Source organism: Phycisphaerae bacterium (assembly GCA_012729815.1).
Lineage (GTDB): Bacteria > Planctomycetota > Phycisphaerae > JAAYCJ01 > JAAYCJ01 > JAAYCJ01.
This window is the reverse complement of record JAAYCJ010000066.1, coordinates 16,273-28,684: the sequence shown is the minus strand read 5'-3', so window position 1 is coordinate 28,684 and position 12,412 is coordinate 16,273. Positions and strand designations below refer to the sequence as shown.

Annotated in this window: 12 protein-coding genes; 10 read left to right on the top strand and 2 right to left on the bottom strand. The window is 64.4% G+C overall.

All coding sequences use genetic code 11. The annotated features are described in order from the left end of the window. On the bottom strand, window positions 1-910 hold a 910-nt coding region (locus GXY33_05060; protein ID NLX04497.1), incomplete at its 3' end, for an InlB B-repeat-containing protein. A 254-nt stretch (window positions 911-1,164) separates the two neighbouring features. On the opposite strand from GXY33_05060, the gene GXY33_05055 reads away from it, so the two are divergent. The 10 genes from GXY33_05055 (at window position 1,165) to GXY33_05010 (ending at window position 11,542) form a co-directional block, all read left to right on the top strand. Next, window positions 1,165-2,034, top strand: coding sequence for a site-specific DNA-methyltransferase (locus GXY33_05055; GenBank protein ID NLX04496.1), 870 nt, complete (start codon window positions 1,165-1,167; stop codon window positions 2,032-2,034). A 99-nt stretch (window positions 2,035-2,133) separates the two neighbouring features. Then, window positions 2,134-3,303: an amidohydrolase family protein gene (locus GXY33_05050; protein ID NLX04495.1), complete on the top strand. Its 1,170-nt coding sequence runs from the start codon at window positions 2,134-2,136 to the stop codon at window positions 3,301-3,303. 30 nt (window positions 3,304-3,333) lie between these two features. Continuing rightward, on the top strand, window positions 3,334-4,125 hold the full coding sequence (locus GXY33_05045; GenBank protein ID NLX04494.1) for a creatininase family protein: 792 nt from the start codon (window positions 3,334-3,336) through the stop codon (window positions 4,123-4,125). 119 nt (window positions 4,126-4,244) lie between these two features. After that, window positions 4,245-5,723 carry a hypothetical protein gene (locus tag GXY33_05040; protein NLX04493.1) on the top strand — a complete coding sequence of 493 codons (1,479 nt, stop codon included), beginning with the start codon at window positions 4,245-4,247 and terminating at the stop codon, window positions 5,721-5,723. Window positions 5,724-5,741: 18 nt separating this feature from the next. After that, entirely contained in the window at window positions 5,742-6,518 is a 777-nt protein-coding gene (locus GXY33_05035; GenBank protein ID NLX04492.1) for an SDR family oxidoreductase, read from the top strand. A 231-nt stretch (window positions 6,519-6,749) separates the two neighbouring features. Continuing rightward, entirely contained in the window at window positions 6,750-7,934 is a 1,185-nt protein-coding gene (locus tag GXY33_05030) for a glycosidase (protein ID NLX04491.1), read from the top strand. A 9-nt stretch (window positions 7,935-7,943) separates the two neighbouring features. Then, window positions 7,944-8,945 (top strand): HAD family hydrolase, encoded by a 1,002-nt coding sequence (locus GXY33_05025; GenBank protein NLX04490.1) that lies wholly within the window; start codon window positions 7,944-7,946, stop codon window positions 8,943-8,945. Between the two features lie 24 nt (window positions 8,946-8,969). Continuing rightward, window positions 8,970-9,632: an HAD family phosphatase gene (locus tag GXY33_05020; protein ID NLX04489.1), complete on the top strand. Its 663-nt coding sequence runs from the start codon at window positions 8,970-8,972 to the stop codon at window positions 9,630-9,632. 342 nt (window positions 9,633-9,974) lie between these two features. After that, on the top strand, window positions 9,975-10,700 hold the full coding sequence (locus GXY33_05015) for a type II secretion system protein (GenBank protein NLX04488.1): 726 nt from the start codon (window positions 9,975-9,977) through the stop codon (window positions 10,698-10,700). A gap of 158 nt (window positions 10,701-10,858) precedes the next feature. Continuing rightward, on the top strand, window positions 10,859-11,542 hold the full coding sequence (locus GXY33_05010; protein ID NLX04487.1) for a hypothetical protein: 684 nt from the start codon (window positions 10,859-10,861) through the stop codon (window positions 11,540-11,542). 67 nt (window positions 11,543-11,609) lie between these two features. Here GXY33_05010 and GXY33_05005 read toward each other — a convergent pair whose 3' ends face one another. Beyond that, window positions 11,610-12,383 (bottom strand): SDR family oxidoreductase, encoded by a 774-nt coding sequence (locus GXY33_05005; GenBank protein NLX04486.1) that lies wholly within the window; start codon window positions 12,381-12,383, stop codon window positions 11,610-11,612. Window positions 12,384-12,412: the final 29 nt, after the last annotated feature.

Below are 12,412 nucleotides of genomic sequence, written 5' to 3'. Positions count from 1 at the left end.
GGAATTTCATCTCGGCCAGTGTCACCTCCTTCTCCAGCAGGTCGGTGATCGCCTTCGCCTCGATCTCCGCGTCCACGTCGATCTCCATCCGGCCCGAGGCCACGCAGCGGAACTGCTGAACCTTCCAGTCCTCCACCGACAGCTTGAAGTCGAAATCCGGATCGAACGCGAACCGCCCCTCGGTCAGTTTCACCGTCGCCGCGTCCTCGATCTCGACCTCCAGCCCCGAAAGGACCAACGCCCCGTCCTCGAACGCGACCTTCGCCGCGCCTTTCGCGGCTGGGTACTCGATCTTCGCCTCCGACAGCGAAAAGCTCTGCTGAATCTCCAGTTCGCCCTGCTCGATGATCTCGGTCAGCGCCGCCGGCGAGACCGTCGCGATCAGCACGCCGTTCTGCTCGCTTACCGAATGCACCCGCGCCAAAACCCCACCGTTAAGCGCACTTACAATCACGTTGCCCGGCCGAAGGTCCGGAAGCTTCTCGCCTGATATCTCCAGGTTGCCTTCCCCATCCTGCGTAATCGTCAGATCATTCCCCAGCACCTTGGCCTCGTCCGAGATCTTCGGTTCGATAGTACCGGTACTGAACTGGGCTTGGATGGCCATGTTCCCCGTAACGGTCACCGTCAGCGGGTTGTCGGACCCCGTCGCGTCCCCCGTCCACCCGCCGAACGTGTAGCCCTCCGCCGCGGTCGCCGTCAGTGCAACTGTTGCACCGGAGGCATAGCTCGTCTGCTCCGGCGAAACCGCTACCTGCCCCCCGTTTTCGGGCGAAACCGTCACCGTCAGCGTGTACGAACCGCCGTTGGGATCATCGGCCGGCCCGCCGCACCCGCCGATCAGGACCGCGAACGCCGTCAGGCTCAGGACCAGAGCGCCAAACGAACGACGCGCACCTTTCGCCGCCATCGCCAGCCTCCTTTCGCCGCTATCCCGCCGCAAGACCGCCGCCTCAAGGGTGCATACCACTCGCCGCGGCAAGATCGGACCTGTATCGCCCAGTCTACTCCTTGCGTCGATGGCGATCAATGGGCGGCGTCGGCGAACGGAGCACCGGCCATGACGGGATTCCAGGCTTTGTATTCCGCGGGCGGCATTTTGACTTCGCCTTTTCGCCTTTCTTTCTTATCATGGTCGGTAGGAGAGGCGACGGTAGCTCCGACATGCTCAAACTCGATGAAATTCACTGCGGCGATTGTATTGAGTTGCTGACCCAGGCGAAGGCTGAGGGGCTGAAGGTGGATCTGGTGTTCGCCGATCCGCCGTTCAACATCGGCTATGAGTACGACACCTATCGGGACAACAAGGATTATGACGACTACGTGGCCTGGACCGACCGGTGGATCGCGGCGTGCCGCGGCGTCCTGGCCGATCACGGGTCGTTCTATATCGCCATCGGGGATGAATTCGCGGCTGAGATCCGGATCGCCGCCCGCAAAGCCGATCTGCACCTGAGAAACTGGATCATCTGGCACTACACCTTCGGGCAGTCCACCAAGCAGAAGTTCGCCCGGGCCCACACCCATATCTTCTACTTCGTGGCCGACCCCAAGAACTTTATTTTCAACGACTTATCTGTCCGCGTGCCATCGGCGCGGCAGCTTATCTACGCCGACGCGCGGGCCAACCCCAAGGGCAAGATGCCCGACGACGTGTGGCGGTACTCGCGGGTGTGCGGCACGTTCAAGGAGCGGGTCGGCTGGCATAACTGCCAGATGCCGCTCAAGCTCCTGGGCCGGATCGTCAAGGCCTCGAGCGACCCCGGCAACCTGGTGCTCGATCCGTTTTCCGGCTCCGGGACGACGGCCACCGCAGCGGCGATCCTTGGGCGACGGTACCTGGGGCTGGAACTTTCCGAGAACTACGCCCGGATGGCCCGGGCCCGCATCGCTGAGACCCTCGCCCTCGGCCACACCGACATCAACGACTTCGAAGAGGGCGATATCTTCGAGAAGACGATTCCCCAGCCGACGCGGCAGCGCAACCACCGCACGAAAACCGCTGAGCAGATGGCCCTCGACCTGGAAGAATGACCTTCCGACAGGGCGGGAGAAGCCTTGTTGAAAACCTGTTGGCAGAATTCGTCATTATGACTCGACGGCCCGAAGGGCGTCGCAGTGACGGAGACATCGATGGCTTCATTAAAATTTAGTAATTGTCAAATACTTACCGACGAGGGGTTCGTGCCCGGCGACCTCGTTATCGAAGGCTCTGTCATTCGCAAGGCCGGTCCCGGCGTGGCGGATGGGGCCAGCGGCGAGCGGATCGATCTGGCGGGGGCCAGGGTCGCGCCCGGGTTTCTCGATCTGCATTTTCATGGCCTCAAGGACAAGACCTGTGTGGGCTCGGAGCTGGCCGACCTGGGGCGTTACGAGGCAGAGTTCGGGGTGACCGGATTCTTCGCGGGGTTGGTGGCCGAGCGTCGCAAGTTCCTTAAGCTTTTGGGACAAAAGCGTTTGGAGAAACAGCGGATGACCGGCGGGGCCCGGTGTCTGGGTTTTTATCTCGAGGGCCCATTCGTGGGTTTGCCCGGAGCGATCGAGCCGGAGTGGATTTCGCCACCGGATCTCGGCTACTGCCGGGAACTGCTGGCGGCGGGCGGCGAGGACGTCAAGGTGATGATGGTATCGCCGGAACTGCCCGAGATTACCGGACTTATCGAGCTGCTGGTTTCGTCGGGGGTGGTGGTGGCGCTGGGCCATACCAAGGCCACGCCGGAGCAGATGAAGGCGGCCGTCGACGCGGGGGCGCGGATATGCACTCACGTTTATAATGTAATAGATAAGCTACCGGAGATTATCGAGCCCGGCGTCTGGCCGGTTTGTGGATATGATGCGTTGGTGGCGGATGATCGGGTGACCTGCGAGTTGATCTGTGATGGCATTCACGTGGTGCCGATCAAGGCCCGGATCACGTACAAGGCCAAGCGGGCGGAGCGGTTGGCGATCATCACTGACTGCAACGTGGGGGCGGGGCTGCCTCCGGGTCGGTACGAGATTCCCGGTTGGCCGGCGGTGGAAATCCGGCCGAATGACGCGGTGCGCGACGCCGAGCACGGCTGGCTGTCCGGTTCGGCGTTGACGATGGACGAGGGGGTCCGGCGGAGCCGGTGGGTGCTGGGATGCGACTTGGCCGAAGGCTGCGCGATGGCCAGCCGCACGATCGCGGACACGCTGGGAATGGGCGATCGGATCGGCCGCATCCGCGAAGGCCTTGACGCCGATCTGGTTGTCCTCGATGATCGGGAGCAGGTCCGGATGACCATCGTCCAGGGCCAGATTGTCCGGCGAAACGGCATATAAACGACCAACTGATAAGGAAAAGGTGAACCGATGAGCTTCTACTTTCAGGACAAGAGCTGGGTTGAATTGAAGGGTTACATCGCCCGCGGCGCGGTGGTGCTGCTGCCGGTGGGCACGGTCGAGGAGCACGGCGAGCACATGGCGACCGGAGCCGACGCGATGATCGCGGAGGACACCTCGCGGACGATCGCCCAGCGGTGGGAGAAGGAAGCCGGCGATCCGCCGATGCTGGTGATGCCGACCTGGTGGGCTGGGTATTCGATGGAGATCATGAAGGCTTGGCCGGGCACGATTTCGGTGCGGCCCGAGGTTTTGCTGGCGGCGTTGACCGACGTGGTGACATCGCTGGCGCAGATGGGCTTTTATCGGATCGTCGTGTCGAACAATCACGGCCATCACGACGGGATCATGCGCCAGCTCGTTCGCGACGTGGCGGACCGGGCCAAGGTGTGGATCGCGGTGATTCAGCCGGCTTCGTTCGCGGCCAAGAAGTTCGCTGAGATCCGCAAGACGGAGGCGGGCGGCGCGATCCACGCGGGCGAGTACGAGACGTCGATGATGCTTTACTACGGCCGGCCGATCGACATGTCGAAGGCCAAGGACGTCGATCATATGCGCTACAGCAGCAAGTACTGTCCGGCGGACAGTTTTGCCGGCTCGAAGCCGGTGGTCTGGAGCACCTGGGGTCTTCAGCAGTCGCAGACCGGGGCGTACGGCGACCCGACCCCGGCGACCAAGGAGACGGGTCGGCAGCTCGACGAGGCGATGTCGGCGGTGGCGGTCGAGTTCATTCGCGAGTTCTGCCGCGTGACGACCAAGTAGGCGCTCTTTGTAGGAGCGGCACGGACCACGCGGAGCACGCGGACCGAAAGACGAAGTCAGAAGCCAGTAGCTGGAAGGGAAGAGGTCCGCCGTGGGCGGCGGCGCTTGAAGGGTGCGGCATGATTTTTGTCGGCGTGGATATCGGCACGAGCGGTTTGAAGCTTGGCGCGGTCGACGCGGAGCGCGGGGAGTTTCTGGGTTGGGCGGAGGCGCGGTATGAGTTGATCCATCCGCAGGCGGGCTGGTCGGAGCTGCCGGGTCCGCGGTATTTGGAGGCGTTCGAGCAGGCGCTGGGTGAGTTGGGCCGGCGGATCGATCTGTCGCGGGTCGGCGGCGTCTGCGTCAGCGGGCAGGGGCAGAGCTTCGTGCCGGTCGATCGCGACGGTCGATGTCTGCAGAACGCCTGGACGTGGATCGACGGCCGGGCCGAGGCTGAGGGCCGCGAGCTGACGCAGCGGTTCGGGCGCGAGGAGATTTTTCAGCGGATCGGCATGGACGAGCTCTACTCCGGGCACCTGGCGTCGATGCTGCTGTACCTGCGGCGGCGGCACGCTGAGGTGTTCGAACGGGCGCACCAGTTCCTGCACGTCAGCGCGTTGCTGATCCGCCACTTGACGGGCGAAGCGTTCTGGGACGCCAACGTCGCGGCGATGGCTGGGCTGTACGACTGGCGGGAAGAGCGGTGGTGGCAACCGATGCTCGAAGCGCTCGAGATTTCGCCGGAACGGTTGCCCGCAGTCGTGCCGAGCGGCCAGGTCGTCGGCCGGGTCAGCCGCGAGGCCGCCGGGCGCACCGGCCTGCCGGCGACCGCGGCGGTGGTCACCGGGGCCAACGACCAAACGGCCAACGCGGTCGGCGCCGGGATTGACGACGATGAGAAGATTCTCGTCGTGCTCGGCACCGCGTTGATCGGGTTCAAGATGTTCACCGCGGGCGGGCTGCCGGCGGCGCAGGGCTTTCACGGAATCTGCAGCGTGTATCCGGTTCCCGGGGCGAGTTATCAGCTCGGCTATACCAACAGCGGATGCGGCGCATTCGACTGGTGCAAGAAGCTGCTGGCCGACGAGTTGAGTTATGAGCAGGTTTTCGAGCGGATCGCGGGCGTGCCGGTTGGGTCCGACGGGGCGGCGATGCTGATCGACCTGGACGGTCGCGCGTGGCCGAACAACGCGCGGTATCGCGGCGCGGTGGCGGGCCTGTCGCGTAAGACCGACCGGTGGGCGATGCTGCGGGCGGCGGCGGAGGGCGTGGGATTTGCGACGCGCGAGTTGATCGAGCTGCTCGGCTGGGAACTGGGCGGGCGGGCGGTTCGCGTGGTGGGCGGAGCGGCGCGTTCGGACGTTTGGGCGCGGATGATCGCGGACATTCTCGATGCGCCGCTGGAACGGCTTGGCCACGAGCAGTCGGGCGTGGCGGGTTCGGCGATCATGGCCGCGGTCGCGACCGGCGCGTTCAAGGACTATGCCGAGGCCTCGAGCCGTCTGGTGAAACTCGCGGGCCGGTTTGAGCCCGATCCGCAGCGGGCCGAGGCGTATCGGCGGCTCTACGAGAACTTCCTGAAGCTGCGGCGGTCGGGCGATCTGTACTATCAATCCTGATTCTGTCCCGAGATAGCCATGTTTGATTTGAGCAAGAAGGTAGTGCTGTTCGCGGGCGGCGGCGGGTATCTCGGCTGCGCCTGCTGTCTTGGGCTGGTCGAACAAGGGGCCGCCGTGGTGGTCGCCGATCTGTCCGAAGAGAAGGCTGGTCAGATGGTCGAGGCGATCCGTGGCCGGTTCGCCGAGGCCCGCGTTTCGGCGGTCGGATTGGATATCGGCGAGCCGGCTTCGGTGGCATCCGCGGTCGCGGAGACTCTCGGGCGTTTCGGCCGGCTCGACATCGCGGTCAACGCCACGTATTACTCGCCCGGCAAGACGGTGGAGGACCTGACGGCTGAGGAATTCGACCGCTCGTGCCGCGTGAACGTGACGGGCAGCTTCGTGTTCGCCCGGGAGTCCGCAGCGGCGATGAGCGCCGGCGGCAGCATCATCATGTTCGCGTCGATGTACGGCCTGGTCGCTCCGAATCCGAGGATGTACCATCCGCCGATGACGCCGAATCCGATCGACTACGGCGCGGGCAAGGCCGCACTGATCCAGATGGTCCGTTACCTAGCCGTTCACTGGGGTCCGAGGAACATCCGCATCAACGCGGTCGCTCCCGGCCCGTTTCCCGCGCCGCCGGTGCAGCGGGACGCGGGTGAGTTCGTGCAGCGTCTGGCCGCGCGGACGGCGTTGGGGCGGATCGGTCAGGCGGACCAGATTGCCGGCGCGGTGGCGTTTCTGGCGGCCGATGAATCGTCGTACGTGACCGCGGCCACGATTCCCGTCGACGGCGGCTGGACCGCCATGTGAGCGGCGTCTCGCTTCGCCGAGCGGTTCGTCCCTTGCGTGCATTTCGAATCCCGCCCATGGTTCTGATCGATCATTCGCTGAGGCGTGGCCGCATGGACGCCGGGCTCGGAACGTGGACATGAGGGCGACGGACGGGTAGAATGCGTCCGGTGTTTTGCGGGGCAGTGGATCGCAATTGCGATCGCCGGATTGTCCGGCCGACGGAATGGCGCCGTTTACAGGAGAGGCAGGATGTCGGATACGATCTATCATCGGCGAAGGGCTCGGTTGACCGCCCAATACGAGGAGCTGATCACGCGTCCCAACCGGCCGGTCTTGCCGGGCAACGGAATTTACTTTCGTTACGAGCATCCGGCGGTCACGCGCGACCACGTTCCGCCGACGTGGATTTACGATTTCGACGAGAAGGACAATCCGTTCTTCATGCAGCGGCTGGGCGTCAACTCCACGTTCAACTCCGGCGCGATGGTCAAAGACGGCAGGATCGTGCTGGTCGTTCGCGTGGAGGGGTTTGACCGCAAGTCGTTTTTCGCCATCGCGGAGAGCGAGACGGGCGTGGACAACTTCCGGTTTCACGAGAAGCCGGTGGTGCTTCCAGTGTCCGACGATCCGGAGACGAACGTCTACGACATGCGGCTGACGCAACACGAGGACGGGTGGATCTACGGGGTGTTCTGCGCCGAGCGCAAGGACAGGACGGAGCCGAACGATCCCAGCGCAGCCCGCGCCGACGCGGGAATCGTCCGCACGAAGGACCTGCGGCGTTGGGAACGTCTGCCCGATCTGAAGTCCGGACCGCAGCAGCGGAACGTCATCCTGCATCCGGAATTCGTCGACGGCCAATACGCCTTCTACACGCGTCCGGCCGATTCGTTTATCGACACGGGCAGCCAGACCGGCATCGGCTGGGCGCTGGTGGACGATATCGAGCACGCGGAGATTCGCAGCGAGAAGATCATCGACCAGCGGATTTACCACACCGTCAAGGAGGCCAAGAACGGCGGCGGGCCGACGCCGATCAAGACGCGGGCCGGCTGGCTGCACGTCGCGCACGGCGTGCGGAATCAGTCGTGCGGCCTGCGCTACGTGCTGTACGCGTTCATGACCAGCCTGGAGGATCCGTCGCGCGTCATCTACCGGCCGGGCGGGCATTTCTTTTCGGCGTACGGCGACGAGCGGCGCGGCGACACGACGGGCAACATCTTCAGTTGCGGGGCGGCCATGCGGGACAGCGGCGAGGTCTTCATCTACTTCGGCGAGTCGGACACCCGTCTGGGCGTGGTCACGAGCACCGAGGACCAACTGATCGACTACTGCAAGAACACGCCGGAAGACCCGCTGTTCTCGCACAAGTGCGTGCAGCAGCGGGTGGCGCTGATCGAGAAGAACTCGGCGCACCTGGGAAAGGGGCGGTAGGGCGGCGGCATGATCTTCTACGACGATACGCACGTGGCTTCGCCGGAGATCGAGGTGATCCATCCGGTCGGCAAGCGTCCCATCACGCACGTCATTCACGACATCGACGGCACGCACAGCCTGATCCGCGACTGGCCGCCGGTGATGAGTCTGTCGATTCACTGGGCGATGACGTGCGGTCTGCGCGACGATTTCGACTCCGATGAGAACCTCAAGAAGCTGATCGACCGCGTGGGCGCCGAGCCGCTTCCGGAGACCGATCGGTTCTGCGTCGAGTCGGCGGGACTCTCGGCGCTGACGCAGATGGAATACGGGATTCGGCGGGCCATCGAACTGGGCAACGTTCCCGACGACGCGGGCTTTGCGCTGACGGAGGAGCAGGCGCGCCACAACTCGGTGATCATCAAGCGGATCTGGAACGGCGAGGAGCGGTTTGCCGACGTCGTTGAGCCGCCGGCGCTGCTGGATTTCATCAATGAGCGGACGCCGCGGCTTTTCGTGCTGTACGAGAAGATTTTGAACGGGGCGTGCCGCGATCGCAACACGCGGGACGCGTGGCAGAACCCGGCCAAATGGCGTGTGCCCGGATCGATGGAGTTCATCGGGCGTCTGCACGAGCTCGGCTGCGTCAACTACTTTGTGACCGGTGCGGTGATCTACGAGGACGGCGGCATGTACGAGGAGGTGCGGGCGATCGGCTTCGAGGTCGGGCCCGGCAAGATGTTCGAAGGGCTGCGTGGATCGTCGTGGGACAGGAAGCTTCCCAAGCATGAAGTGATTGAATCGCTTCTGGCGGAGTTGTCGATCGATCCGGCGGAGGTGCTGATCATCGGCGACGGCCGGTCGGAGATCAAAGCCGGCGTGGATCTGGGTTGCGTGACGATGAGCCGGCTGCCCGTCGAGGCCAAGCGCCAGCGCGAGTTGCACGTGGACTTGGGGGCCAACGTCATCGTCAAGGACTTCGCGAGTCCCGCGCTGGGCGGGATGATCTACAAAGAGACGGCTGATTGAGCGCGGTCGGCGGGAGCGGAAAGCATGAGCGATGAGTACGGTGTGATCTTCGACATGGACGGCGTGATCGTCGACTCGTACCGGCCGCACTTTCGGAGCTGGCGGCTTTTGGCTCGCGAAAACGGGCTGGAGCTGACCGAGGCCGACTTTGCCCGGCTGTTCGGCCGCACCAGCCGCGAGATCCTCCGCGAGTTGTGGCCAGGCGGGCTCGACGAGGTTCGCGTGCGGCAGCTCGACGATCGCAAGGAGCATCTCTATCGCCAGATCATTCGAGACGAGATTCCTGCCTGCGAGGGCCTGTTCGATCTGCTGGACGATCTGGCCGGCGGGGGGGTTTGCATGGCGGTCGGTTCATCCGGTCCGCCGGAGAACGTCGACCTGGTGCTCGACGGCTTGAACATCCGCCGTTTCTTTTCCGGCGTGGTGACCGGCCGCGACGTGGAGCGCGGCAAGCCGGACCCGCAGGTCTTTCTGACGGCCGCCGCGAAGATTAACGTTCACCCCGGTCGCTGCGTCGTGGTCGAGGACGCGCCGGCCGGTCTTCTGGCGGCGCATCGTGCGGGCATGAAAGCGGTCGCGGTCACCGGTTCGCATCCGGCTGAGAGGCTTGTTGAGGCGGACATCATTGTCGACTCGTTGGGACAACTGGACGTTGGCGTTCTTGGCCATTTGATCGAATCTGAATAGTCCCACAAAAAACACTTGACAGAGCCGAGAACGAAACTTACTATACTTTTATACGCTGCAAGATACGCTTGCCTTAGATAACTTGCCTTATGAGTTGCTTGCCTGAACGCCGCACGAGCGGCCGCGAGAAGAACCGAGCCTCCGCCGGTTCTCGAAGCTGACGAGAGTTTCACAGCCCCCAGAGCGTTGCGACTGACCAGGAGGCCCAACCGCCTCGATGGAGAGCCGCGACCACGAGGGAGTGGGACATCCAGGTGGCCGCTCGAAAGAGCGGGCGCTTTCCCTCCGTCGTGAAACGATCGCCGGCCGACAGACAATCCGACAATCAATGCTCACCTTAAGATGGAGGTATGCGTTATGAGTACGTCCGCACGGAGAGTTCCCGCCTTTACGTTGATCGAACTGCTGGTCGTCGTCGCGATCATCGCGATTCTGGTGGCGATCCTGCTGCCCAGCCTCAATCGGGCGCGCGAGCAGGCTCGCGGCATGAGCTGCGTCAGCAATCTCCGCCAGCTCAACATGGCCAACCTCCAGTACGGCGGCGAGAATCTCGAGGCGTGGGCGGGCAAGTCCGACGACGCCATTCTGGACTACGACAACGTCGCCTGCTCGTGGATTCCCTCCGGTTCGGTTGTCGATCCGCTGTTTGACCTGACCAAGGGCGCGCTGTTTGACTACGCCCAGCTCGCCGACATGTACCGCTGCCCCAGCGACGCGCAGAACGGTTCGGTGCTCAGCTACGCGGTCAACGCCAACCTCTACGACCTGACGGTCGCTTCGGGCGGGCCGGTGGCCGGGATCACGTATCCGCGTCCCAGCCGCTTCAATCAGCAGTCGGACCGGCTCGTGATCTTCGTCGACCAGGGCCTGTGCGACGACGGCAGCTTCACGCCCATCTCGCCCTCGGACCCTGATGGCGAAGCCATCCAGTGGTACCACGCCGGTCAGGCGGCGTTCGCCTTCTTCGACGGCCACGGCGAGCTGCGGGACTCCGACGACCCGCTGATCACCGACCACCTGAGTCAGGCCTGGACGCCCGACCAGGACCAGGTCGTGTCGGCGGACTGAGTTTCGCCGGCCCGCCGTTCGCAACCTCTCTCGGCCGTGCGGGTAAAACCCTGCAAACGCTGAGGCCGCGCCGGCTTCGACGGTCGAGGGAGGCACAAAGAGTGAGCGTGCGTGCGGGACAGCGACCGCGGAATGGGTTTACGCTGATCGAACTGCTGATGGTGGTCGCCATCGTGGCGCTGCTGGTGGCGCTGCTGCTGCCGACGTTGGCCGCCGCCCGCGAATCGGCCCGGGCTGCGGTCTGCATGAGCCGGATCCGCCAACTCGCCTCAGCCAATCTGATCTATGGCGACGACCACTACGGAACCTGGGCCGGGCGCGCGGTGATCGGCACCGGCGACTGGGAGAATTACCTGTGCTGCTGGATCCCGTTCGGGTGGATTTACGAACCGCCGCCGGCACGGATGCCTGCGGGCGGATGGTGGCCCGGTTTCGACGTCCGCAAAGGGTCGCTGTGGCCGTACGTCAAATCCCTTGAGACCTACCGCTGTCCCAGCGACCCGGATCCCGCCGCCGGGCAGCTCAGCTACGCCATCAACGCGTTCATCTACGGGTCGCACGTGGCCAAGCCCGGGCCGATCGCCTCGGTCAGCTATCCGATGCCCGGCCGGTTCACCCAACTGCCCGACCAACTGATCGTGTTCATCTGCGAGGGCCGACCCAACGACGGCAACTTCCATCCGATCGGCCCGGCTGATCCCGTCCACGGCGATACGCCCAACTGGCGGCACAACGAGAAGGCGCCGTTCCTCTTCCTCGACACCCACGCCGAGTTGCGTCCGCAGTCCGATCCGCTCATCAACGACCCGCAGAGCCTGCTCTGGCAACCGACGTGGGATTAGAAGACGGCGCAGCGGCGCGTGGAGGAGCTGCGTCCGTGAGGGAGCGGGAGCCTGCCCGGTCAGCCGCTTACAGTTTGGCCAGCCATCCGCCGTCGACGTAGATGATCTGGCCGGTGACGAATTCGCTGGCGGGCGAGGCCAGAAAGACGGCGGCGCCGACGAGGTCTTCCGGTTTGCCCCATCGTCCCAGCGGCGTGCTTTCGAGGACCCACGCGTTGAGCTTTTCGTCCTGTTGCAGCGGCTTGGTCAGATCGGTGTCGAAGTAGCCCGGGCCGATCGCGTTGACGTTGATGCCGTACTGGGCCCACTCGACGGCCAGGGCCTTGGTCAGCATGAGCAGTCCGCCCTTGCTGGCGGCGTAGGCTGAGGTGGTCGGCCGGGCCCCGTGGCACATCAGCGAACCCATGTTGATGATCCGTCCGCCGCCTCCGGACTCCTTGCGATGCCGGCAGAACACCTGCGAGAGGGCGAAGACCGAGGTCAGGTTGATCTGCATGACCTCGTTCCACTGCCCCAGGTCCAGTTCCTCGGCTGCGCCGCGCCGCGAGATCCCCGCGCAGTTGACCAGGATGTCGATCCCGCCGGTCTGGCGCACCACGTCGCCGAAGAATCCCTCGATCCCGTCGATGTGGTGCAGGTCGAACGAGAAGGTGAACACCGCGCCGCCGCCGTAGCTTTCGATCTCGCGATAGGCCTGGCGCAACGGCTCCTTGTCGCGGGCGACGATGGCCACGTCCGCTCCGTGATGGGCCAGCCCTTTGGCTACCGCCAGACCCAGTCCGCGACTGCCGCCGGTCACCAGCGCCTTTTTGTGCCGCAGTTGAAACAGCTCTCCGGGCATATTCGCATCTCCCCGTGAAAAAGTCTGAT